General features: G+C 49.4%; 18 protein-coding genes, 1 tRNA gene and 2 pseudogenes. 15 read left to right on the forward strand and 6 right to left on the reverse strand.

Annotated elements, in window-relative coordinates:
- The first annotated feature begins 64 nt into the window (after nt 1-64).
- The 10 genes and pseudogenes from FRZ59_RS11375 to FRZ59_RS11420 form a co-directional block, all read left to right on the forward strand.
- Nucleotides 65-1,327: an MFS transporter gene (locus tag FRZ59_RS11375; RefSeq protein ID WP_132129061.1), complete on the forward strand. Its 1,263-nt coding sequence runs from the start codon at nt 65-67 to the stop codon at nt 1,325-1,327.
- Between the two features lie 44 nt (nt 1,328-1,371).
- The gene (locus FRZ59_RS11380) at nt 1,372-1,902 is read left to right on the forward strand and encodes a DUF4142 domain-containing protein (protein WP_132129062.1); all 531 of its coding nucleotides are present in this window, start codon (nt 1,372-1,374) and stop codon (nt 1,900-1,902) included.
- A 114-nt stretch (nt 1,903-2,016) separates the two neighbouring features.
- Entirely contained in the window at nt 2,017-3,078 is a 1,062-nt protein-coding gene (locus FRZ59_RS11385; protein WP_158640617.1) for a ferredoxin--NADP reductase, read from the forward strand.
- Nucleotides 3,079-3,113: 35 nt separating this feature from the next.
- A complete protein-coding gene (locus tag FRZ59_RS11390) occupies nt 3,114-5,582 on the forward strand; it encodes a glycoside hydrolase family 95 protein (protein ID WP_132129064.1) in 2,469 nt (822 codons plus the stop codon).
- A gap of 86 nt (nt 5,583-5,668) precedes the next feature.
- Nucleotides 5,669-7,261, forward strand: a complete 1,593-nt coding sequence (locus tag FRZ59_RS11395; RefSeq protein ID WP_132129065.1) for a sodium/sugar symporter — start codon at nt 5,669-5,671, stop codon at nt 7,259-7,261.
- Nucleotides 7,262-7,337: 76 nt separating this feature from the next.
- A tRNA-Leu gene (locus FRZ59_RS11400) sits at nt 7,338-7,419 on the forward strand.
- Nucleotides 7,420-7,470: 51 nt separating this feature from the next.
- Nucleotides 7,471-8,823, forward strand: a complete 1,353-nt coding sequence (tig, locus tag FRZ59_RS11405; RefSeq protein WP_132129066.1) for a trigger factor — start codon at nt 7,471-7,473, stop codon at nt 8,821-8,823.
- A 70-nt stretch (nt 8,824-8,893) separates the two neighbouring features.
- Nucleotides 8,894-9,589 carry an ATP-dependent Clp endopeptidase proteolytic subunit ClpP gene (clpP, locus tag FRZ59_RS11410; RefSeq protein ID WP_132129067.1) on the forward strand — a complete coding sequence of 232 codons (696 nt, stop codon included), beginning with the start codon at nt 8,894-8,896 and terminating at the stop codon, nt 9,587-9,589.
- A 23-nt stretch (nt 9,590-9,612) separates the two neighbouring features.
- A complete protein-coding gene (gene clpX / locus FRZ59_RS11415) occupies nt 9,613-10,863 on the forward strand; it encodes an ATP-dependent Clp protease ATP-binding subunit ClpX (RefSeq protein ID WP_132129068.1) in 1,251 nt (416 codons plus the stop codon).
- A gap of 9 nt (nt 10,864-10,872) precedes the next feature.
- Nucleotides 10,873-11,850, forward strand: a pseudogene (locus tag FRZ59_RS11420) (PLP-dependent cysteine synthase family protein); the annotation flags it as partial.
- 127 nt (nt 11,851-11,977) lie between these two features.
- Here FRZ59_RS11420 and murA read toward each other — a convergent pair.
- The 3 genes from murA to FRZ59_RS11435 form a co-directional block, all read right to left on the reverse strand.
- Nucleotides 11,978-13,282 carry a UDP-N-acetylglucosamine 1-carboxyvinyltransferase gene (murA, locus tag FRZ59_RS11425; protein WP_132129070.1) on the reverse strand — a complete coding sequence of 435 codons (1,305 nt, stop codon included), beginning with the start codon at nt 13,280-13,282 and terminating at the stop codon, nt 11,978-11,980.
- Between the two features lie 183 nt (nt 13,283-13,465).
- The gene (locus tag FRZ59_RS11430) at nt 13,466-14,137 is read right to left on the reverse strand and encodes a DUF4290 domain-containing protein (protein WP_132129071.1); all 672 of its coding nucleotides are present in this window, start codon (nt 14,135-14,137) and stop codon (nt 13,466-13,468) included.
- 5 nt (nt 14,138-14,142) lie between these two features.
- Nucleotides 14,143-16,467, reverse strand: coding sequence for an ATP-dependent helicase (locus tag FRZ59_RS11435; protein WP_132129072.1), 2,325 nt, complete (start codon nt 16,465-16,467; stop codon nt 14,143-14,145).
- A gap of 163 nt (nt 16,468-16,630) precedes the next feature.
- On the opposite strand from FRZ59_RS11435, the pseudogene FRZ59_RS11440 reads away from it, so the two are divergent.
- Together FRZ59_RS11440 and FRZ59_RS11445 are read left to right on the forward strand one after the other, a co-directional pair.
- Nucleotides 16,631-17,960 (forward strand): annotated as a pseudogene (locus tag FRZ59_RS11440) (cytochrome ubiquinol oxidase subunit I).
- 2 nt (nt 17,961-17,962) lie between these two features.
- Nucleotides 17,963-18,964, forward strand: coding sequence for a cytochrome d ubiquinol oxidase subunit II (locus tag FRZ59_RS11445; protein WP_132129074.1), 1,002 nt, complete (start codon nt 17,963-17,965; stop codon nt 18,962-18,964).
- 42 nt (nt 18,965-19,006) lie between these two features.
- Here the strand turns inward: FRZ59_RS11445 and FRZ59_RS11450 are convergent, their stop codons facing one another.
- Nucleotides 19,007-19,561 carry an HD domain-containing protein gene (locus FRZ59_RS11450; RefSeq protein ID WP_132129075.1) on the reverse strand — a complete coding sequence of 185 codons (555 nt, stop codon included), beginning with the start codon at nt 19,559-19,561 and terminating at the stop codon, nt 19,007-19,009.
- Between the two features lie 474 nt (nt 19,562-20,035).
- Between FRZ59_RS11450 and FRZ59_RS11455 the strand changes: the two genes are divergently transcribed.
- Nucleotides 20,036-20,416, forward strand: a complete 381-nt coding sequence (locus tag FRZ59_RS11455) for an Rpn family recombination-promoting nuclease/putative transposase (RefSeq protein WP_225975293.1) — start codon at nt 20,036-20,038, stop codon at nt 20,414-20,416.
- On the opposite strand, the gene FRZ59_RS11460 is transcribed toward FRZ59_RS11455, so the two are convergent.
- Together FRZ59_RS11460 and FRZ59_RS11465 are read right to left on the reverse strand one after the other, a co-directional pair.
- On the reverse strand, nt 20,407-20,997 hold the full coding sequence (locus tag FRZ59_RS11460; protein WP_132129077.1) for a uracil-DNA glycosylase family protein: 591 nt from the start codon (nt 20,995-20,997) through the stop codon (nt 20,407-20,409). The two genes, FRZ59_RS11455 and FRZ59_RS11460, sit on opposite strands and share 10 nt — an antisense overlap.
- A gap of 171 nt (nt 20,998-21,168) precedes the next feature.
- Nucleotides 21,169-21,690, reverse strand: a complete 522-nt coding sequence (locus FRZ59_RS11465; protein ID WP_158640618.1) for a helix-turn-helix domain-containing protein — start codon at nt 21,688-21,690, stop codon at nt 21,169-21,171.
- A gap of 410 nt (nt 21,691-22,100) precedes the next feature.
- Between FRZ59_RS11465 and FRZ59_RS11470 the strand changes: the two genes are divergently transcribed.
- Nucleotides 22,101-23,660 carry a TlpA family protein disulfide reductase gene (locus FRZ59_RS11470; protein WP_132129079.1) on the forward strand — a complete coding sequence of 520 codons (1,560 nt, stop codon included), beginning with the start codon at nt 22,101-22,103 and terminating at the stop codon, nt 23,658-23,660.
- 25 nt (nt 23,661-23,685) lie between these two features.
- Nucleotides 23,686-24,738 (forward strand): TonB-dependent receptor plug domain-containing protein, encoded by a 1,053-nt coding sequence (locus tag FRZ59_RS11475; protein WP_147698326.1) that lies wholly within the window; start codon nt 23,686-23,688, stop codon nt 24,736-24,738.
- Nucleotides 24,739-24,868: the final 130 nt, after the last annotated feature.

Raw genomic sequence — 24,868 nt, forward strand, 5'->3', positions numbered from 1 at the left:
GCCGGGCGGCTAAAACTTCTGCGGGACGCTAATGTTATAAATCCAGGCACAAGGCCATCCCCGCATGACGGCAAGAAAGATCACTCGTAATTTCCGGCTTTATTTTTACAGGCAAAAGGCTCTATTCCACCGGAATTACCGTCTTTTTATGGCCGGGCAGGTATTGTCGCTCACCGGAACCTGGATACAGCGACTGGCCATGATGTGGCTGGCCTACCAGCTTACTGGTTCGGAATTCCTGCTGGGCATGGTGGCATTCTGCGAACAGATCCCCATCCTGCTGCTTGCGCCCCTGGCGGGCGTGTATGCAGATCGCTGGAACAAACACAAGGCCTTGATCTATATCGAAGGCTTTGGGATGCTGCAGGCGATCTTGTTGGGCATACTTACACTTGCCGGAATGGTGAACATCTGGCATATCATGGTCCTGAGCCTCTGTCTTGGAGTGATCAATGCCTTTGAGATCCCTATCCGGCAGGCATTCGTGGTGGAAATGGTTGACCGGAACAAGAAGGCGCTGGCCAGCGCCATTGCGCTCAATTCCACTACCTTTAATCTTTCGCGCCTGGTGGGCCCTTCCGTGGCCGGTATGCTTATCAGCGCAGCCGGGGAAGGCTGGTGCTTCCTGATCAACGGCATTAGTTATGGTGCGGTAATGATATCCCTGCTGCTGATGCGCGTTTCTACCAGCGTTTACTATTCGGTTTCGAAAGAAGATGTGTTCAGCCGCTTGCGGGAAGGGGTCCGCTATATTGCTTCCCGGCAGGGCATGCGCAATTTGTTATTACTGCTGGCGGTTATCAGCTTCGCCAACGCGTCCCTGCGTACCCTGGCGCCGGTTTTTGCACAGGATATTCTGCACGGGGATGCCCAAACCCTGGGTTACCTGATGAGCGCCGCGGGAGTGGGCGCTATTACAGGCGCTCTTTACCTGACCAACAGCAGAAGCGCAGGTACGATGATCCGCATAATATCGAGTACCGGTATCCTGCTGGGGATTAGCATCGTTTGTTTTGCCTTCTCAGGAATGCTCGTGTTTTCCCTGTTGTTCATCGCCATTGCCGGCTTATCGCAGATGCTGCATACCGCGTCTACCAATACGCTTCTTCAACTTTATACAGACGACGATAAGCGCGGAAGGGTCATGAGTTTTTATACCGTCTGCCTTCAGGGTACCATGCCTCTCGGAAGCCTGCTGGCAGGGTCTCTGGCGGGGATCATTGGTGGCCCCTGGGCTATGGCGCTGATGGGGAGCATTTGCCTGGGAGCCACTTTCTTCTACCGGAAAACGCGGCGCGCACAAACGTCTCCGCAGAACCGGCATTAATTTGGTTTCACCTAAGCAATTATTGTAACCAAATTCTAAAAGTCATGAAAACGTACAAGAAAACCTGGATGCTTCCTATCCTGTCGCTGCTGCTATGCGGTAGCGCCTATGCTTTTACTGCGCCCGCAGCTGATACCTCCGGTAAAAAAGACGCCGGTTTCGCCAAAAAGGCTGCTGCGGGAGGAATGTTCGAAGTGGAGGCTGCTGAACTCGCAAAGGAGAACGGGGAAAGCCAGGCCGTGAAAGATTTTGCGGAGATGATGATAAAAGACCACACTTCGGTAAATGAAAAACTAAAGGGCATAGCTGCCGACAAGAATATCGAATTGCCTGCATCGCTGCCGGAAGACAAAGCAAGCAAGCTGGAAACATTATCCACTCTTAGCGGGGCTGCCTTTGACAAAGCTTATGCGGAAGAAATGGTGAGCAGTCACGAGAAAACCATTGCATTGTTTGAGGAAGAGGCGGAATCAGGTGAAGACCCCGACCTCAGCGGCCTGGCAGAAGAAAGCCTGCCGACCCTCAGGCATCACCTGGCCGAAGCCGAAGCGCTAAAGGGTGAAGCAGGAGAATAAGTTACCCGCTAAAGAAAGGATCAGCGATACCTACCCGTTCGGGGTTTAACTTTTTCCGCCAGGCCCCTGGTATCCGGTCAAGGATATTCTTGAGGGTTTCTTATGTTTGTCCTGATGAAGGGATACCTAATACTGCGCATCAGGCAAATCATCCGGGAAACTCCGGACGCAGCTACATTCGTTCTTGAACAGGAGGATGGCTCTCCGGTTCGTTATAGGGCCGGCCAGTTTTTAACCCTTATTTTTGAGCGGCACGGAAAGGAAGTCAGGAGATCCTACTCGTTAAGTTCCTCGCCCGGCATTGACGCCGGTTTGCGCATTACGGTGAAACAAATGGAGAACGGGGAATTTTCCCGTTACCTGCTTAGCCGGCTGAAACCAGGAGACTGCCTGAAAGCGCTTTCACCTGCAGGGCGTTTTACATTTCCGGACTCGTTCAGCGGCCCGGCGGATGTATTCCTGCTCGCTGCGGGCAGCGGCATCGTTCCCGTTTTCTCCATCCTGAAAATGCTGCTCACAAGCCGCCCTGACCTTAAAATAACCCTTGTCTACAGCAATTATAATGAAGAAAGCACCATTTTCCGAAAGGAAATTGACGCGCTTTCCCGGGACTATTCTCAGCAGTTTCATTACATTCATATCCTGAGCCAGCCGCATCGTGTGGCTGTTAACGTGATCCACGGCCATCTGAATAACCTGCTTCTTGAACGGCTGGTGGAAAAGCATCTTCATTTCGAAAGAAGCGAGGCGCTTTTTTTTATCTGCGGCCCTTTTACTTATATGCGCATGGTGCAGATCACACTGCGGGTAGCCGGCTTCCGGGATGAGCAGCTGCGCAAGGAGAATTTCGTCGTGAACGAGCCGGTGCCACCCCGCTTCACGTTCCCGGAGGGGCCCTACCCTAAAGAGGTGTTCCTGGATGTTTCCGGTGAAGCACACCGGCTGCAGCTAAGCAGGGGGCAGACAGTGCTGGAGGCCGCACTGCAGGCGGGGCTGAACCTGCCCTATAGCTGCAAAGCTGGTGTTTGTGCAACCTGCACCGCCCGATGTAGTCAGGGAGAAGTGAAAATGGCGGTGAATGAAGTTCTCACCAGCGCCGATCTGGAGCGGGGCCTTGTACTTACCTGCGTGGCCTTCCCGGTTACGCAAAAAGTGCATATTGAGATTGAGATATAATTCCTAAATTGCCTTTTCGTAACCTTATTTCCCATATGAAATTATACTTCACGGCGGCGCTTTTCTTTTGTGTCCTGACCGCTTTTTCGCAGCAGTCAGCTGCGCCTGAATTACACAGATCCGGATCACGTAGCCCGGAACCGGCTGGTCTTGAGCTTTGGTACCGGCAACCTGCATCGGAATGGGTAGAAGCGCTTCCGGTGGGCAACGGAAGATTGGGAGCAATGGTTTTCGGCGGAGTTAACACAGAACGTATCCAGATCAACGAGGAGTCCCTTTGGGCGGGAAATCGGTTCAATGATAACAATCCAAACGCGCTGGAAGTGCTGGATACCGTCAGAAAATTGCTTTTCGCGGATAAAAATGCGGAAGCCAGCGCTATTGCCCAGGAAAATATGGTAGCGGTGAGGGAGGAAGGTTCCGACAGCATTGCCAGGAGTTTTCGCTCCTATCAGTCATTGATGGACCTGCATATTGATTTCGGCCGGGAAAATGGCAGCCGGCCGCAGCATTACAAAAGGTCGCTGGACCTGGTGAAGGGAATAGCCGTTACGAGTTATGAGCTGGATGGCGTAATTTTTACCGAAGAGGTATTTGCCTCCGCTCCGGATGATGTCCTGATGATCCGGTTAACTGCTTCCGAGCCCGGAAAGCTCAATGCTACCTTCCGTTTTACACGCTGGGATGATGACCGGAAGGATTCCCTGAAAGATTGCAGGGTGACCACGAGGGGAACCAATGGTTTATTGCTCCGGGGCCAGGTGGTGGATGAGGCCGGCGAGCGCGGGCCCGGCGGGGCGCACATGAAATTCGCCGGTCTTTTGCGCGTGATGAATAAGGACGGGGAGTTGCTGGCCGGAGAAGGTGAGCTGGTGCTGCGCGGCGCAAGCGAGGCGATGTTATATATTACAGGAGCTACCAATTATGATTTTGAAAATCTCAGCCTTGATCCGGAAAAGGATCCGGTAGCAGCCTGCGATAAGGACCTGGACCGGTTGGTCAGAAAAAAATACGTGGCCATTAAAGCGGCGCATGTAAGCGATCATACCGGCTTTATGAATCGGGTGTCATTTCACCTGGGAGCGGAAAGTAAAGAAAATGAAGGTTCGGGCACGGTGAAGGCGGACATTCCTACTGACCTGCGGCTGGAGAACGTAAAAAAGGGGGCCGAAGACCAGCACCTGACGGAACTTTATTTCCAATATGGGAGATACCTGCTGCTGGGGAGTTCCCGGGCGCCCGGATTGTTGCCCTCCAACCTGCAGGGCATCTGGAACCCACACCTGAACGCTCCCTGGCAAAGCGATTTCCATACGAACATTAACCTGCAAATGAATTACTGGCCGGCCGAAGTTGGGAATCTTTCTGAAACTACCGCGCCGCTTTTTGCGTTCATGGATAAATTACGCCTGCCGGGAAGGGCGACCGCCCGGGAGATGTACGGGGCGGACGGCTGGGTAATGCATCACTGTACTGATGCGTTTGGGAAAACCGGCCTTCAGAATTCAGTATGGTGGGGGACTTTTCCTATGGCAACCGGCTGGATGTGCCTGCATTTCTGGGATCATTACCTGTATGGGAAGGATGAATCTTTTCTGCGTGAAAAGGCCTATCCGATCATGAAAGAACATGCGGCGTTCCTTGAAGATTACCTGGTGGAGGGACCGAAAGGCATGCTGGTAACCGCTCCGGCCTATTCTCCCGAAAACCGCTTTATTCACCCGATAACCGGAAAAGAGGAATACCTCACCTACGCACCTACGATGGATAACCAGATCATCCGGGAGTTTCTGCAATCCTGCATTAAGGCGGCTAACGTGCTGAAGGAGGATAAGGGCCTGGTGCAGAAGTGGAAGGGCATCCTGGCGCGTATCCCGGAAACAAAAACCGGAAGCGACGGCCGCATTCTGGAATGGATCAAAGAATATAAGGAAGCGGAGCCGGGCCACCGTCATATGTCGCATGTATTTGGCCTGCATCCCGGCACCCAGATAAGCCCCGAAACACCGGAACTTTTCGAAGGGGTACGGAAAACGCTGGAATTCCGCCTGAAGAACGGGGGAGGGCATACCGGCTGGAGCAGGGCCTGGATGATCAATATTTATGCCCGGTTGCTCGATGGCGAAGCGGCACATTTCCATCTTCAAAAATTATTCGAAAAATCCACCCTCAGCAACCTCTTCGATACGCACCCGCCTTTCCAGATAGATGGAAATTTCGGGGGAACCGCGGGGATTGCCGAAATGCTGCTGCAATCCCATCTGGGCAAGGTAGAGCTGCTGCCGGCCCTCCCAAAGGCCTGGCAGGAAGGGAGCGTCAGCGGGCTCCGTGCAAGAGGCGGCCTCACCGTTTCCATCAACTGGGAACAGAGCAGGTTGACAGGCGCAAAAGTCAGGGCGGATCAAAGCGGGGATTATATTGTTGCCAGCGGCGGACGGGAAGTCACGCTCCGGCTTAAAAAAGGAGAAGAGATAGCGCTGGACGAGAAGCTTGAAAGAAAATAGCGATCCGGCAGCGAAATGATTATAAAAAAAAGAAGAAGCTTTCTTACCTTGGCGGCGATTTTTATACTTAACAAACCATAGATCAGATGAATTTCTCTAACCTTGACCTTACTTTATTCGCTTTATACTGCCTGGCTATTATAGTCATGGGGCTATATGTTTCCCGGAAAAAAAGAGGGCACCAGACCGATTCCAGCGATTACTTCCTGGCTGGTAAGAACCTCCCCTGGTGGGCCATCGGTTCGGCCCTGATCGCAGCGAATATTTCCGCCGAGCAGTTTATCGGCATGTCTGGAAGCGGTTATTCGATTGGTCTGGCGATCGCCAGTTATGAGTGGATGGCGGCGCTTACCCTCCTGGTAGTTGCCAAATATTTCCTTCCTATTTACCTGAAGCGGGGAATTTATACGATGCCCCAGTTCCTGGAGAACCGTTTTGATAAGCGGGTGAAGACCAGCCTGGCCATTTTCTGGGTGCTGCTGTTTGTTTTCGTGAACCTGACTTCTGTACTTTACCTGGCTGGCCTGGCAATCAGTACGATTTTCCAGATCAACCTGATGACGGCGATCATCGGGCTGGCGCTGTTTGCGGCCATCTATAGCTTGTTTGGCGGCTTCCAGGCGGTAGCGTGGACGGATGTGGTGCAGGTGGTCATCCTGGTTTCAGGCGGCCTCATCACGGCCTGGATAGCGCTGGATTACGTGGGTGACGGAAATGGTTTGATCGCCGGCCTCACGAAATTGTATGATCTGGCCCCGGAAAAATTCAATATGATCCTTAATAGAGGAGAGGTAATAAAACCTGACGGAAGCGATGCTTACAATGATTTGCCGGGGCTAGCCGTGCTTATCGGGGGAATGTGGATCGCTAATTTGTATTACTGGGGCTGTAACCAATATATTATCCAAGGTTCCCTGGGCGCCAAGAGCCTGCAGCAGGCCCAGCGGGGGCTGGCGTTTGCTTCCTACCTGAAAATGCTGCTCCCGTTAATTGTGGTAATACCCGGGATCATCGTATTTGCTATGGATATCGAAATAAGCAATATGGATGAAGCCTACCCGATCCTGTTTGACAAATTTGTTCCCACCGGCTTAAAAGGAATTGCCCTGGCGGCCCTGGTAGCGGCTGCCGCTTCCTCTTTGAGCGCAATGGTGAACAGCGTCTCAACGATCTTTACCATGGATATTTACAAGGATGTTTTCAGAAAAAACGCTTCGGAGCGGCAATTAGTAAAGGTAGGCCGTATAACGGCTGCGGTTGCCTTCATTATTGGTATACTGCTTGCTCCGCAGGTAGCGCAGCTGGGATCGGGCGGGTTCCAGTTCATTCAGAAATTCACGGGATATGTGAGTCCCGGTATCCTTTCTATCTTCCTCTTCGGGCTCTTCTGGAAGAAAACCACCACCCGGGCTGCGCTTACAGTAGCTGTTGTACTGCTGCCGCTTTCTATCCTGGTGGACAAAGTACTCTTCCCGTCCATGCCCTTTATGAACCAGATGGGGTTATGCTTTTTGATCCTGTCCGCATTGACCGTCATTATTTCCCTTGTCCGCCCGGAAGATAATACCGGTAAAGTAGTTGAATTCCATAAAGGATTCTTTAAAACGGACCGGGTATTCAACGCGGCGGCCATAGGAGTGATCATCCTGTTGGCGATTCTTTACACAGTATTTTATTAAATCTGGAAATAAACTATATTTGCACCCCATTCAACGGAAAACTTCGGCCGAGGTTTTCCGTTGAAGTTTAAGGTATGCGGGCGTGGCGAAATTGGTAGACGTACCAGACTTAGGATCTGGCGCCGCAAGGCATGGGGGTTCGAGTCCCTCCGCCCGCACAACCGGCCAATGGCCGTGAGCGATGCCGCTAAAGATACTTGATAAAAAAGATGAATATTACCCAGGAAAAGACCGGAGAACTGAACGCCCTTGTAACGATCAATATTGAAGCCGAGGATTACAGGGAGCAAGTGGAAAAAGCCATAAAGTCCTATTCGAAGAAAGTGCGCATACCAGGTTTTCGCCCGGGAATGGTGCCTAAGGGCCATATTAAGAAACTTTACGGGAAAAGTATCCTGCTGGAAGAGATCAATAACCTGCTTTCGGATTCCCTGAACAACTATATTTCTGAAAATAAGCTGGAGATACTGGGACAGCCTCTCCCAAAAGCAGCAGACGATAAAGAGTTCAAGTGGGATTTCGGGGAAGCCTTCGATTTTTCCTACGAACTGGGGCTGGCGCCTGATTTTGATGCTAAATTTTCAGACAAAGATAAATTCACGCTGTACCGCGTAAAGGCCGACGAAGAAACGGTGAATAACCGCATCAAAAATCTTCGCAGGGGTTACGGTAAGGTCAGCAACCCGGAAGAAAGCGCCGAAGGAGATGTGATCAACGGAGTGTTTACCCAGCTGGCAACGGACAAGACGGTGATGGAAGAAGGGATAGAAGCGCCGGGAACGCTGCGGCTTGAGCTGGTGGAAGACAAGAAGATTCTTAAATCGCTGACAGGCTTGAAAGAAGGGGATGAAGTTGATATTGATCTCCATAAAGCCTTCAAAGAGGATGCTTCTCATAAAATTTCGCACCTGCTGAACATTGAAGAAGATATTGCTAAAGACCTAAAGTCGGAATTCCGCCTGAAAGTGAAGGGCATCAACCGCATGGAAGAGGCTGAACTGAACGAGGAGTTCTTTAAAAAGGTTTTCCCGGAAGGGGATGTCAGCACGGAAGAAGAAATGCGGGAAAAGGTGGCGAAGGAAGTGGAAGATGTGATGGGGTCCCACGCTGACAATAAGCTGCAGTCCGATATTTATGCGCATGCGCTCGAGAAGTTCAAAATCGAGCTTCCCGATGACTTCCTGCAGCGCTGGCTGAAGGCTACCAATGAAAATATTCCCGACGAACAGATTGAAAAAGAATATCCCGATTTTGCCAAGAACCTGCGGCTAACCCTGCTGGAAAATAAGATCCTGAAGGAAAGTGGAGTGGAAGTGAAATCGGAAGACATCATTGCGCTGGCAAAAGAAAAGATTGCGGCCCAGTTCAGAATGTACAGCGCAAATATGCCGCTCACCGATGAACAATTGAGCGAGTATGCCGTGAACTTTCTCCAGGATCGCGAGCGTGCCAATCAGCTTTACGAAGAGATCCGCTCAAAGACGGTGTTTGAGCAGGTTAAATCGCAGGTTAAACTCAACGAGAAGGAGATCAGTTACAAGGATTTCCTGGAATTGAAGTAATAGTTTAGATCGGGGGATAAACTTTTTTCACCCGAGCCTGTTCTACAGAGGAAAATTAACAAGGAAATTTATGATCAACAAGGACGAATTCCGGAAATATGCTGTGAAACATCGCCGCATCAGCAGCATCCATGTAGACAAGTTTATTTCAAGAGTTGAAGACAAGCTCCTCCCGGGCAACATTACACCTTATATTATCGAAGAACGCCAGCTGAACGTGGCCCAAATGGACGTGTTCTCGCGCCTTATGATGGACCGCATTATTTTTCTTGGCGACCCCATTTACGATATGACTGCAAATATCATCCAGGCCCAGCTGCTTTTCCTGCAGTCAACGGATGCAAGGCGTGATATCCAGGTTTACCTTAACAGTCCGGGTGGCTCCGTATATGCCGGCCTTGGGATCTACGACACCATGCAGTACATTCAGCCGGACGTAGCTACCATTTGCACGGGAATGGCTGCCTCTATGGCGGCCGTATTGCTTTGCGCAGGTGCTGAAGGCAAGCGCGCAGCCCTCAAGCATGCCAGGGTAATGATCCATCAGCCAATGGGCGCCGCCGAAGGGCAGGCCTCAGACATTGAGATCACGGCCCGGGAAATTGGAACATTAAAAGAAGAGCTCTACAAAATTATTGCCCAGCATTCAAAACAAACCTATGAAAAGGTTTGGGAAAGTTCGGACCGTGACTTCTGGATGAAGGCCGAGGACGCCAGGGAATTCGGAATGATAGACGAAGTACTGCTTTCCTCAAAACCTGAGTAGATTTTTTTTGTTAGCTTTATAGAATGAGTAAGACCAACAAAGATGTCCGGTGTTCTTTTTGCGATGCCCGCAAGCAGGACGTGATGATGTTGATAGCCGGGTTGAATGGACATATCTGTGATCGATGCATTACCCAGGGTTACCAGATTTTGACCGAGGAGTTTAACAACGCCCCGGGTAAAAAGAAAAAACCAAATTCCTTCGACCTCAATGGCATTAAACCCATTGACATCAAAAACCACCTGGATCAGTACGTAATTGGCCAGGACGATGCCAAACGCGTCATGTCCGTGGCCATTTACAACCATTACAAGCGCCTGAACCAGAACCAGGAAAAAGAAGAGGTGGAGATTGAGAAATCAAACATCCTCATGGTGGGCGAAACGGGCACAGGGAAAACTCTGCTGGCCCGGACGGTAGCCAGGATCCTCCAGGTGCCTTTTTGCATTTGCGATGCCACCGTATTGACTGAAGCCGGTTACGTGGGAGAGGACGTGGAAAGTATCCTTTCACGCTTGCTGCAGGCGGCTGATTACGACGTTGCTGCTGCAGAAAGAGGGATCGTCTACATCGACGAGGTTGATAAAATAGCGCGCAAGAGCGATAATCCTTCCATTACCCGTGACGTTTCCGGCGAAGGCGTGCAGCAAGCGCTGCTGAAGATCCTTGAAGGAACCACGGTTAATGTACCGCCCCAGGGAGGCCGCAAGCATCCTGACCAGAAGATGATCAGCGTGAATACGCAAAATATACTCTTTATTTGCGGCGGCGCCTTTGACGGCATAGACAGGAAGATCGCTAAGCGGTTGAATAAACATGCGATTGGTTATTCAGCGGCGAGAGAGCATTTTAAGATAGACGATGAGAACCTACTTCAGTATATTACGCCCGTAGACCTTAAAAGCTTCGGGCTTATTCCCGAGCTGATTGGTCGTATGCCGGTTCTAACGTACCTTTCCCCGCTCGATAAGGAAACCCTGCTTTGCATTCTTACCGAGCCTAAAAATTCCCTGATCAAGCAATACAAAAAGCTGTTCGAATACGAAGGTATCGACCTGGAAATTGACCGTGAAGTGCTTGAATTTGTAGTGGATAAAGCGATAGAATTCAAGCTGGGAGCAAGGGGGCTGCGTTCCATTTGCGAAGCTATTCTGATGGACGCCATGTTTGAACTTCCTTCCTTGTCGGATGTGAAGCGCCTGCACATTACCCTGGAGTATGCCCGGGAGAAATTCGAGCGATCAGCAGAGATCAGAAAGCTGAAGGCCGCGTAATTTTTGCTCATGGATTATCATGCGAACATTCTGGGTACCATTGGTAATACGCCGCTGGTCAAAATAAACCGTCTGGCGGAAGATATTCCGGCCCTGGTACTGGCTAAGATAGAAACGTTCAATCCCGGAAATTCGATCAAGGACCGCATGGCCCTGAAAATGATCGAGGATGCCGAAAAAGCGGGCAAGCTGAAACCTGGAGGAACTATTATTGAAGGTACTTCCGGCAATACCGGGATGGGGCTTGCCATTGCAGCGGCCGTAAAAGGCTATAAATGTATTTTTACGACCACCGACAAACAGTCTAAGGAAAAGATCGATGCCCTGAAGGCATTCGGCGCCGAAGTGATCGTTTGCCCCACCGATGTGGAACCCGAAGATCCCCGCTCTTATTATTCCAAATCTTTTCAGCTTGAAAAGGAGATCCCCGGCAGCTGGAAAGCAAACCAATATGACAATGTGTCCAACCTCATTGCACATTACGAGCAAACCGGCCCCGAAATATGGGAGCAAACTGGCGGCAAGGTCACCCATTTTATCGCCGGTGTAGGCACCGGGGGCACGATCAGCGGGGTAGGCCGCTTCCTGAAGGAAAAAAATCCGGCGGTGAAGATCTGGGGCATTGATACCTATGGGTCCGTTTTTAAGAAATACAAGGAAACGGGTATTTTTGATAAAGAGGAGATCTATCCTTATATCACGGAGGGAATTGGCGAAGACTTTCTTCCCAAATGCGTTGATTTCGATGTCATCGACCTTTTTGAAAAGGTCGATGACAAGGACGCCGCCCTGATGACCCGCGAAATTGCCATTAAAGAAGGGATTTTCGTCGGAAATTCTTCGGGCGCAGTCATCGCCGGCCTCCGCCGGCTAAAAGGCCTGCTCGGGCCTGAAGACGTTGTCGTAGCGCTTTTCCATGACCACGGCTCCCGTTACATGGGAAAGATGTTCAACGAGGACTGGCTGCGCGAAAAAGGCTTCCTCGAAGCCAAAGAAGGTTGATCAAGCCATTCTGTTCCAGGAATTTTCACTATTATAGGATTCGCATCTTTTCCCGGAATTTTCACCTGTTTCAGGATTTGCAGTAAGAACCAGTACCGGCAGCGCTCGCGGCTTAAACTCTTTTGATTTCCGCTCCGAGGGCCTGCAGGCGCTGTTCTATGTCCTGGTAACCCCTGTCAATCTGTGAAACGTTCCGGATAATACTTTTTCCTTCGGCTGAAAGAGCGGCAATAAGCAGGGAAACGCCCGCCCGGATATCGGGGGAAGTCATTTCAATGCCTTTCAGGGGATATTTTCGTCCCAGGCCAATGACATTGGCGCGATGCGGATCGCAAAGAATGATCCTGGCACCCATATCAATAAGCTTATCCACGAAAAACAGGCGGCTTTCAAACATCTTCTGATGGATCAGCACACTGCCGCTGGCCTGCGTGGCAACAACCAGCACAATGCTCAACAAGTCCGGGGTGAAGCCGGGCCAGGGAGCGTCCGCAATGGTAAGGATGGAACCGTCAATAAAAGTTTCTATCTCGTAGCTGTCCCGGGAGGGAATGTAGATGTCGTCTCCGCGCAATTCAAAGTGAATGCCGAGCTTCCTGAACACGCCTGGTATCTGTCCCAGTTCAGGATAATGCACGTCTTTAATGGTAATTTCCGAACGGGTCATGGCCGCCAGCCCGATAAAGCTGCCAATCTCAATCATATCCGGAAGCATGCGGTGAGAGGCGCCCCCCAGTTTATCAACGCCTTCAATACTGAGCATATTGGAACCAATTCCGTTGATAATGGCGCCCATTGAGGTCAGCATACGGCAAAGCTGCTGGATATATGGTTCGCAGGCGGCGTTATAGATAGTGGTAACTCCTTTAGCGAGTACGGCCGCCATAACGATATTGGCCGTGCCTGTTACGGAGGCTTCGTCAAGCAGCATATAAGTACCCTTCAGCTCCGTTGCCGAAAGGCTGAAAAAGCTTTCCGAAGCGTCGTAATCAAAGCGGGCCCCTAATTTTTGTAGTCCGATAAAGTGGGTGTCGAGCCTTCTTCGCCCTATTTTATCGCCCCCGGGTTTAGGTATCCAGGCTTTCCCGAAACGCGCCAGCAGCGGCCCCACGATCATGATTGAGCCGCGGAGGGCAGCGCCTTTTCTTTTGAATTCTTCTGACCGCAGGTAGTCCAGGTCAATGGTTTTCGCCTGGAAAGCAAAACTGCCTTTTCCGTGCCGCTGAACGGCTACGCCAAGGTCTTCCAGCAGATTAATGAGATTGTTGACGTCCTTTATATCCGGAACATTCTCAATAGTGATCTTTTCTTCACTCAACAAGACTGCCGATATCACCTGCAAGGCTTCGTTCTTAGCACCCTGCGGGATAATTTCCCCTTTCAACGGCTTTCCGCCAATAATCTCAAAAGAATCCATTATTCTAAAGTTCAAAGTTCAAAGTTTAAAGTTCAAAGTTTTAAAATTGACAACTTTGAACTTTAAACCGTTGCGAAGAGTTTAAAGTTCAACGTTCAAGGTTTTAGAATTGACAACTTTGAACCTTAAACCTTAAACTGTTGCGAAGCAACAATTCCAACTAAAAAAAGGCGTTGCCTTTTTTTAATATCGTTTTCCGCCGTTTTGGTTATATCGTTTTTTGCCGCCGCCGGTATTGCTTTGATGCGATTTGGCGGAGGCTTTGTCCCGGAGGTTGCCGCGGGTGGTGCGGGGGTCGACCTTGCTCAGGTTGACGCCTTCTTCCAGTTCCAGCTCGCCACCGGAGAGAATGCTCAGGTCGCTCTTAATGGTCTCGTCATTCACTGAATCCTTGTTCCAGGTGATGTAGGCGAGTTTCATGAAATTGGCAAGCTGGTTTACGTACATGCTTTTCCGCTCGGGATCGTCGATGGCTTTTGCTTTTTCGATCATCATTTCGACCGTTTTCCCGTAATGCCTGAACTTAATACGACCGGAAGGGTAAGTAAGTCTTTCCGGTTTATTGTTGATGCTTTCTCTTGATGGGACAGGGTAGGGGGAGTCCACATCCAGCTGGAAATCAGAGATAATAAAGAGATGGTCCCAAAGCTTGTGCGTGAAATCCGATACGTCGCGGAGGTGAGGGTTTAGCTGGCCCATAAGCTCGATCACGGCCTGGGCGTATAGGTTGCGTTCCTCTTTGCTGGGCAGGCTCATGACAAAATCTACCATGTTCTGCACATTTCGCCCGTATTCCGCTAGTTTCAAATGGGGCCTGGTTGAATTATATTCAAAGGGCCCGGTAAATTTTTCCATGCTTGTTATAATATGGGATCGTTATTTTTTACGATCCGGAGTTTTGCGAATTTAAGTAAAAGTTGCTTTTGTCCAGCATCTTTAAATAAAACTGTTGCCTTTGAATCGGGGAGGCGGCCTTCCAGTTTAACGATCGTCCCGAAGCCGAACTTTTCATGTTCCACTTCCATTCCTTCCCGGATAGCGGCCGGATCGTCCGCGGTGAAGTTAGCTGTGGGCACATGCTTCGTTGCAGGAACAGGTTTGGCAGGCGTATTGTTTGCTTTGGGCTTTGGCCGGGAAAATGAAAGGCGCTCACCAGCGCCCGCGCTGCCGGGGGAATTGTTCCATGCCTTCCGTTCATCGTCGAAGAAGGTATTATCCGGAGCAGCTGCCGGCGACCCTATATCCAGTTCAAGGTACTTTGGATCAACTTCATCAATGAAGCGGCTCTGCTCGCAGTGAATGAGCGATCCCCAGCGATAACGGGTAGTGGCGTAGGTGAGCGTAAGTTTTTTTTCCGCCCTTGTCGCCGCCACATAAAAAAGCCGGCGTTCCTCTTCCAGATCGGTGCGGGAATTGAGGGAAAGCTGGGATGGGAACAGGTTCTCTTCCATTCCCACCACATATACATGCGGAAATTCGAGCCCCTTGGCGGCATGGATGGTCATCAGGGAAACCGTGTCGCTGTCGCCTTCCTTTTCCTCCACCTTATCATCGCCCGTTAACAGGGCAATGTCCTGAAGGTACTGGGTAAGGCTTTTATCTTCAATATCTTCTCTTTCGCTGAATTCCTTAATACCGTTGAGGAGTTCCTGTATATTCTCATAGCGGCTCAGCCCTTCTATGGATTTATCATTGTACAGGTCTTTCAGCAGGCCCGACTGGCTGGCAATATGATGCGCTACTTCGTAAGCATGTTGATTTTTCAGCATGGCGGCGAAGCTCTTGATCATGATCGCGAAATTCTGGATAGCCTCGCCGGAACGCCCGCCGATATATTGCTTGCTGTTTTCCACCACTTCCCACAGGGATTTATCCTGTTCATCGGCAGCCAACACCAGCTTATCCATACTGGTTTTGCCAATGCCCCGGACCGGGTAATTAATAATGCGTTTCAGCGCCTGCTCGTCATTGTGATTTACCGTGAGCCGGAAATAAGAAATAAGGTCACGGATCTCTTTTCGCTGGTAAAAGGAAAGCCCGCCGTAGATCTTATAAGGTATATTGAGTTTCCTCAGTGCCTCTTCCATAGCCCTTGACTGGGCATTGGTACGGTAGAGAATAGCAAAATCATTATAGTTCATTCCCCGGGAAGCCTGTTCCGCCATAATAGATGCGGCAACCGTCTTTCCCTCTTCGTTATCGCTGTGTGTGCGGATGACCTTTATTTTCTCGCCTGCTTCATTTTCGGAAAAGATGACTTTTTCCAGCTGGTCGCGGTTATTGGCAATGATGCTATTGGCCGCGTTAACGATATTCTTGGTGGAGCGGTAATTCTGTTCGAGTTTGAAAACTTTCAGGTCGGGGTAATCCTTTTCGAAGTTCAGTATGTTCTGGATATTGGCTCCCCGGAAAGCATAGATACTTTGGGCATCGTCACCCACTACGCAGATATTCTGGTGTACGGCCGCCAGGCGCTTGACAATAAGATACTGGGAGAAATTGGTGTCCTGGTACTCGTCCACCATGATATAGCGGAACTTATGCTGGTATTTGTGCAGGGCTTCGGGGTGATCCCTGAAAAGCACATTGGTTTTGAACAGCAGGTCGTCAAAATCCATGGCCCCGGCTTTATAACAGCGCTTTACATACGTTTGATAGATCTCACCCATGCGTTCGCGGCCGGAAGAAATATCGTCGGCCTGTATCTGGCTGCTTTCCATATATTCCTTGGCGGAGATCAGATTGTTCTTGGCCGAAGAGATCCGGGAATAGACAAAATTGGGATTGTACAGCTTATCATCGAGCATCAGCTCTTTGAGAATAGCCTTGATCAGGCTTTTACTGTCGTCCGTGTCATAAATGGTGAAATTGGCCGGGTAGCCGATCAGCTCGGCTTCTGAACGGAGTATGCGCGCGAAAATGGAATGGAACGTTCCCATCCACAGGTTGCGGGCTTCATCGCCGGTAACCGAGGTCACACGTTCCCGCATTTCCTTCGCCGCTTTATTGGTAAAGGTAAGCGCGAGAATGCGAAAAGCATCGACTCCTTTTTGCAATAAATGGGCAATACGGTAGGTAATCACCCTCGTTTTGCCGGAACCGGCACCTGCCACAATCATCATTGGCCCTTCGGTACTTTCAACTGCTGACCGCTGCGAAGGATTTAGTAACTCAAGGTAGTTCAAAACCTTTCAAAATTAAGACTCTTTCCCTAATTGTTCAAATAAAGTTGGAACTTCCGGGCGGGAAGGCCATCCCGGGCCTGGAATCGCCTGAAAGCTTCCCGCGAACCCGCTTTTACGGGAATTTAACCTTATCTTTGCGCTGTTCATCAATCCCCTCGTGTAAATGGACGATCTTATTGCCGCCCGCTCACAAATGGCGCTTTCGCTTGGTTTTCACATTGTCTTTGCCTGTATTGGAATGGTCATGCCCTTTTTTATGGCGCTGTCCCATTACCGATGGCTGCGAACGGGCAATCTTGTGTATAAAAACCTTACCAAAGCCTGGAGCAAAGGGGTGGCAATTTTCTTTGCTACCGGCGCGGTTTCGGGTACCGTGCTTTCCTTTGAACTGGGGCTTCTCTGGCCTCGTTTTATGGAACATGCCGGACCTATTTTCGGAATGCCTTTTTCGCTGGAAGGCACTGCTTTCTTTATTGAAGCGATCGCCCTCGGATTTTTCCTGTACGGCTGGGATAGGTTAAACCGCTGGTTTCACTGGTTTACAGGCGTGGTGGTGGGCCTCAGCGGGCTGGCTTCCGGGATACTGGTGGTTGCTGCCAATGCCTGGATGAATAGCCCGGCGGGCTTTGACTACATTCCCCTGCGGCCCCGGGGAAGACGGACAGTACCTGAATATTGATCCCATTGCCGCAATGTTTAATGACGCCTGGTTTTCGCAGGCCCTTCATATGACGCTGGCGGCTTTTGTTGCTACGGGCTTTGCCGTTGCCGGCGTTCATGCCTTAATGATCCTCAAGAAGAGAAACGTGGAATTCCATACCCGCGCCTTCCGGATAGCAGCGGTGTTTGGCGCGGTAGCGGCTATCCTGCAGCCGATAAGCGGCGATATTTCCGCAAAAGATGTAGCCCGGCGCCAGCCCGCCAAGTTTGCGGCTATGGAGGCACACTTCGAGACCAGCCGTTCGGCGCCCCTGGTGATAGGAGGGCTTCCTGACGAAGAACGCAAAGAATTGAAGTATGCCATTGAACTGCCCGGAATGCTTAGCTGGCTGGCCCACGGAGATAGCGAGGCAGAAGTAACGGGCCTGGACCGTATTCCAGACGACGAGGAACCGCCGGTACTCATCACGCACCTGGCTTTCCAGGTCATGGTTGGGCTGGGCGTATTGCTGATGCTTACGGGTTTGCTTTATTTAATTGCCGCCTGGAGAAAGCGGGAATGGCTAAATAAAAGATGGCTGCTGAAGCTCTTTGTCATTTCCATTCCTATGGGTTTCATTGCGATTGAAGCCGGCTGGACCGTCACGGAAGTAGGCCGGCAGCCCTGGATCATTTATGAGATCATGCGTACCGCCGATGCACTCACGCCCATGCCGGGAATCGCTTATTCCTTCTATATTTTTACCGCCGTATACATTTCTTTGAGCATTGTGGTTGTGTTTCTCCTGTACCGGCAAATAAAAATGGTTCCCGAAATTTATGATAAACCCTGATCATGCTGTACGTTGTGATTACTTTCCTGGCGCTCTCCATTATTCTATACTTTTTGCTGGGAGGAGCGGATTTTGGCGCAGGGATCATTGAACTGTTTACCTCGCAAAAGAACCGGGGCCGCACCCGAAAGGCCCTGTACCGGGCTATCGGACCGGTTTGGGAGGCCAATCATATGTGGCTTATCATCGCCATCGTGATCCTTTTTGTAGGTTTCCCGGTAATGTATACTACCATGTCCGTTTATCTTCACATTCCCCTGCTGATAATGCTCTTGGGTATTATTGCCCGCGGTACGGCCTTTGTTTTCCGGCATTACGATGCCGTGAAGGATGAAATGCAATGGCTTTACAACCGCATATTCGTTTATTCCAGTTTTATCACGCCGTTGTTTTTAGGCGTTCTGGCCGGGAGCCTTATTTCCGGAAGAATAAACCCGGATGCCGATAGTTTTGCCGGAGCATATATTGCCGGATGGCTTCATCCTTTTTCTTTTGCCGTCGGTTTTTTTACGGTGGCACTTTGCGGATTCCTCGCGGCTATTTACCTTATCGGCGAAGCGAACAACGCCGAAGACCGGCGGCGTTTTATCATTAAAGCCCGGCATATGCTCATCGCCGCCTGGCTGCTGGGAGGTTTGGTTTTCCTTACCGCACGCCTGGAAGCTATTCCGCTCCAGGAGTGGGTATTCGGCAATGTTCCCGGACTGACCGCCGTCATATTGGCCAGTCTTTCGCTGATCCTGCTTTGGTATTTGCTGCTCCGGGGAAAAACGCAGGTACTGCGCGTGCTTGCCGGTTTCCAGGTTTGCATGATTCTCTTCGCAGTGAGTTACGCCCACTTTCCCGACTTTATCATTATGCAGGGAGGGCTTACCCTTTCCCTGTTTGAACATTACTCCGCTCCGGCCATTCGCGGGCTGGGCTGGGCGCTGCTTTTGGGTAGTGTGCTGATCCTTCCCTTTCTCTTTTACCTTTTTTACAGTTTTCAAAAAAAGGAGGAATAGCGCTGACACGCATAGGTCAGCCCCGGCGAAGCGGCTCTCTTTTTAGCGGCGAAGGGAGTTCAGGCAATTCTCTACTGTTTCCTCCGCACGGCGGTACAGGCGCGGGTCGCCCTGATCCATTTTCTTTAAGAGCTGCCGGCATTCCCTGAGGAAAACTTTCGCAAAATCAGCATCATTGGCCGCAATATCTCCTGCATTATCAATAATGTCGGCATATTTGACGGTTTGCGCCGCCGCCGGCGCTTTTGTGAGGCGCTCCGCTTCCCGGACTTTCCTTTTTTTCCTGTTCAGTTTCGGATAGGCGTCCTTCGTATAGATATCTGTCAGCCAGTCTACAAGCATCACCGTTTCCGCAGTTTCTGCCGGGTTAAAAAGGCCCTCAAGGAAAGCCTTTATTTCTTTTTTTCGCACCGGCGTGTCTTCCAGTACGTCATGAAGGAGCGCCGCTGCAAGGACAGGCTGGCTGGCGGTATATTCCCTGCAGATATTCATTACCCGGACAGGGTGTACGATATAAGGTTCATCCTTATATTTTCTTCGCTGCGCTCCGTGTGCTTTTCCCGCAAAGTCTTCTATTTCCTTTAATGCTGCATCCATGTTTGTATTTAAAGCATTAATTGTACCGGAGAATGTAGAAATCACGGTAAATCTTCCCGCAGGCGCCTATGCGGGAAAAAGCCTTACCATGTTGCTCCCTTAGGGTGTATTCCTAAAAGCTATAAGAACTTTCTTGGCCCGGTTCGGGCTTCTTGCTACCTTTGTGCCTGCAGGACTATTCTGCGATGACTGCCAAACCCTATTGAAAACATGTATTGAGTCAAAAATCAGGGCGAAACATATGAATCTGCACGCATGGGGCTGCATTTGGTCACCAGGCATGAATTCAGTTGGTTTTTACCTCCAACACGGCTGTCAATTGCCATGGGCAAAAAAGTACAACCGTTCGTTTGAAGAGCAGCAGAGGTTGAGCAGTCTGATGGTAATGGAATCGACAGTTGGTGAGGAATCGCGCTTCGCAGCGCGGATGTTTCCTGGACAGACACACGGGAACCATTCGGTCAGGTAAAGTGGATATTCATCCAGCTGCCGGGATTTGACAAGAAGCCAGAAGAGCTGGACAGCGACCTGGAACGATGGATCTATCTGATGAAGCAGCTCCATCTGATTCAAAAGCGCCCCGCTTTCTTTAATAACACCGCATTTCGAAAACTATTTAACGTTACTGAAATTGATAAACTAAATCCGGAGGAACAGAAAATGTATAAATTAACCATTGACGCCGATCGCAACTGGCGGAATGTAATTTCATATGCTAAATATGAAGAGAAATTAATATTTGCCGAAACGCTGATCAGGGACACCTCGTTCAACGACCAAAAAATCGCTGCATTAGTAGGTGTCGAAGAGTGCTTTGTTAGGCAAGTTCGGGCAAAAGTATCAGCCTATGACTGAACGGCCGCGGATTCGAGAGTTTCCTTTACCGTCTTTTGCAGAAGTGGAATAACTTCCTGCGCAAACCAGGGGTTTTTCTTGTGCCAGGCTTTATTTCGGGGCGAAGGGTGTACCAAGGGGAGGTAGCCGGGCAGATAGCGGTTGAAATTCTTTACGCGATCTGTAAGGGAAACACCCTTAGAAGCTACTAGGTAATAGTCCTGTGCGTATTTCCCGATAAGGATAGTGAGTTTGACATTCGGCATGCTGCGAAGGAGCCTTTCATGCCATAGTGGCGCGCATTCAGGTCTTGGGGGCAGGTCGCCCGAAGTACCTTTTCCAGGGTAGCAAAAGCCCATGGGTACCAACGCAAATAGCTGCTCGTTATAAAATTGGTCCTTGTTAACACCCAGCCAGGTTCTCAACTGATCGCCGCTGGGATCGTCCCAGGGAATGCCGCTTTTTTGCACCTTTCGACCGGGAGCCTGGCCGATTATGAGAATTTTTGAGTTTTCGCTGACCTGGACAACCGGCCGGGGAGCATTAGGTAAGTGGTCCCGGCAGACCATGCAGCTTTTTATCTCATTCAGGAGGTTTTTCATTACGGCCCAAAGTTACGTTTATGGCCCAAAGTTACAGCGAAAAACCAGGCGATGCTTGTTTTGATTCGTTTTTCTTAAGCGCGGGACATGGGTCATGCAGCAGGTCTTTCTTTCGGGGGCCGGCAGAAAAGCCAGGCGAAGCTTTACCTGGTGCTTTAGCAGGGAACCCGATTATTCAGAGGATTTCTTTTTCTTCTGGTATTTAAAAGTGCCTTTCTTTTCGCCGGGAAGACGATCCAATACTTTATTGAGCCATAACGTACGAAGCGCTCCTGAAACCGCGGAGCTATTCAGGTTTTTATCCTGGTTTCGGAAATGAGTAACAACGTCGCCGGCTTTCCGGTATTCATCGTCAAAAAAGCCTTCTTCATAGACGAGCATCCGAACCAGGCGGGTAGTTTCGTTTTCCCCGTGCTTGCTGGATGGAATTTCAGGATCCTTGTTAAGAGGAAGTTTGTGATAAAATTCGTGGAGTTCGCGCGGGAGTTTTCCAAGCGCAAGAGCTACTGCTATCACCGTAGTTAGTGTTGCCCCGTGATGGCCTTTTTCGAGGCGGTATATATGGTTCCTTTCTACGTCCGCAATATTGGCCAGCTGCAGCTGAGTAAGTTTTTTTTCCAGTCGAATTTTTTTTACGTTTTGGCCAAATGCTTTTATATAAGCCGTTATATAATCCGGATAGCGCTTTTTCACAATGTGAATCTGCCATCATTAGTTGGTTAATTTGCCGTCAAATTTGTAGATCAAATAATTTTTCCTATCTTTACTTTAACCAATGTATGAAGTACATCTAATGAATAAAGCTATGAGCTGGATTCACGCACCTTAAAATAAAATTCTAATTTTGTGAACCTTCAAAAATATTGAAGCATTCACTTTGAGTCTTGGTTTGGAAACGTAGGAATTTTCAATGACCCGGGGCAATAAGTGTGGTGCCCGCGCCGCAGGCGTGGGCTCACTTGCTCGTGGTCAGGGCTTCCTACGGCCCCCAAACCGGTAAGCTGAGTCCACACCTGCGGCTTTTTCTTTACCGGTTATCCGGCGCTTCCTCTCCGGGACGACCTGTTACCAATACCAATCTAACCAATCAATAAACCGGAATTATGGAGTCCAAAATGGCTTTCATGGGAAGATTATGTCTTCCCGGATCAATACTACATTTTTTAAAAATAATCCTAACAAGTATACTGCTGGCTATCCTTTTATGGTCATTGACAGAAGCATCTGCGCAATCTGAACAATCTGTCGCTTCTTTGCCCGAACTAAAAATCGGCGATAAAATTCCGGAGGAAATCTGGACACTTCCCTTAACGGTTGTTAACTATCCGGATGGGGAGAAAACCATTACGTTGAATGATTATAAGGGCAAATTGATTGTTTTCGAATTATGGGCAACATGGTGCGGTCCCTGCGTCACTACACTGCCACACGTATTGGACCTCCAGGAACATTTTAAGGACGAAATGGTGGTATTACCCGTGACCGCAGAGAACAGGAACCTGATTGCTTCCATTCTTAAGAACTCTCCTTCCAAAGGCATCGAAGCACTCAGAAAACGATCCTTTACGACCTTGGTTGGAGATAGCGTTTTATACGCGCTTTTCCCAACCGGTAGCCTTCCCCATACTGTCGTTCTTGGAAAGGACGGTCGAGTAAAGGCCATTACTCTTCCGGAATATCTGAACGAGGAAACAATACAGGAGTTGCTTGGAGGGGAGACCCCATACATACCACAGAAGGTAAAGAAAGTTACACAATTACCGCCGTTATTGACCTTCTCGCTTGGTGGTATTCAAACTTACAAACCCATTTACTATTCAACAATAATGGGAGAGCTGGATGGTGTGACAGGTCGGATGACCAACTATCAGGTAGATTCAGCTAATAATAGAATACGTTATATCGCCCGGAATAATCCTATTCTTTTACACTATGCTTTTAGTGGTTGGAACATGGCGGCTATGCCATCAAGACGTATTCTTGAGGTAAGCGATCCTTCTAAATATACCTATTATTATGATGAGGTGACGGGGAAGGGTATATCGTACAACCTTGAATGGAGAAGGGAAAGCCGCTATACTTATGAAGCCGTGCTGCCCCTTTCGTTCACTAAAGAATCGCTTTTCCTGAAAATGCGTGAGGATTTGAATAATTTCTTTAACGTGAAAGCGCGCATTGAGAAGCGGGAGGTAGAGTGCTGGGTGTTAAAGCGTTTCGGAGATGCAAAGCCGTCCTTTATATCCAGCGGAAAAGGGGAATCATTATCCGTCGTTAACGGAAGCTTATATCGGAGATTGAAAGGAGATACCCTGCTTGGTCCAGCAGATAGTGGAGCGCTTACCTATGTCAGGAATGAGAAAATGAACCTGTTTGTTATCAATTGTTTGCGACACATGGATGTGTTTTATGGAAAGAGAAAGCAGTTTGCTGTTCCTCCTATTATAGATGAAACAGGTTATACCGGAAAAGTCGATATAGATCTACCGGAAAAGTATACCAATTTAGAAGATTTACGTAACATACTTCGTCCACAGGGCCTGGACCTGGTTCCCGAAGTTCGGGAGATAGAAATGTTCGTAATTACCGAACCTGGTAATGAGACTTCTGATAGCAATGAATTACGTTTGACAAAATTCGGGTTCGTACCTGCCCGTAATCTCTGATAGTAGCGACTTTATACTTAATCCGATGAAGTTTAAAATTTTACTGATTTTATACCTGGCTTTGCCATGCCTTGCATTAAGCCAAAATGCTACCCGTATTATAGAAGGTCAGGTTATCGCTGAAGAGGATGGTAGGCCACTTTCTGGTGCAGCAGTACATCTTACAGGCAATTTAAAAACCGTGGGAACCGATGCCAATGGCCGGTTCCGTATGGAAATTCCTTTTGACAGTACGGTCACTATTATATGTTCCTATTTAGGTTACCTTGATACGGCAACGCGGGTGCATCCGGAAACACAGAGTCCTGTACTTATTGAATTAAGGAATGATGTCGCTCTGCTCGATGAAGTGGTTGTATCTACCGGATACCAGCAGCTGCCCCGGGAACGAGCGACCGGTTCTTTTGAATACATTGACAATGAGCTTTTTAACAGGCAGATAAGTACCGACGTTATCAGCAGGCTGGATGGAATTACCGGCGGTGTCCTGTTTGATAAACGAAGTGGAGGATCAACACGGTTTAACGTACGTGGGCTTAGCACGTTTTTAAGCGAGGAAAGGCCATTGATTGTCCTGGATAATTTCCCTTACGAAGGAGATATACAGAATATTAATCCAAATGATATTGAAAGCGTCACGATTTTGAAAGATGCTGCGGCCGCTTCGATTTGGGGAACCCGTGCGGGCAACGGAGTGGTAGTGATCACGACCAAGAAAGCCACGTACAACCAGCCCTTCAAATTGTCGGTATCCTCCAACGTGAGTGTAGTCCAGCGTCCTGACTTGTTCTATCAATCGCAAATGTCGTCGGGTGATTATATTGATGCGGAACGATTCCTGTTTGAGCGTGGAGCTTATGATGCTGATATTAATAATACGCGTTCAAGGCCTGTCCTTACTCCGGTTGTGGAGATTTTAAATAAACAGCGAAACGGCCTCATCACCGAAGCAGAAGCAACCAGGCAGATCAATGCCTTGCGTAAACACGATGTGCGAAAGGACCTGGAGGAATATTTTTACCGTAGGGCTATAAACCAGCAATATAATATGCAGTTGCAAGGGGCAGTACTAATTTAAGGTACCTATTCTCTTCAGGCTATGATAAAAATCTCCGGAATGAGGTAGGAAATCAATATGAACGGATTACGCTGCGCGCGCTTAATACTTTTCGCCCGGTAAAAAACCTCGAACTGCAGGCTGGAATTAC

It is taken from the genome of Anseongella ginsenosidimutans (assembly GCF_008033235.1).
Taxonomy (GTDB): Bacteria; Bacteroidota; Bacteroidia; order Sphingobacteriales; family Sphingobacteriaceae; genus Anseongella; species Anseongella ginsenosidimutans.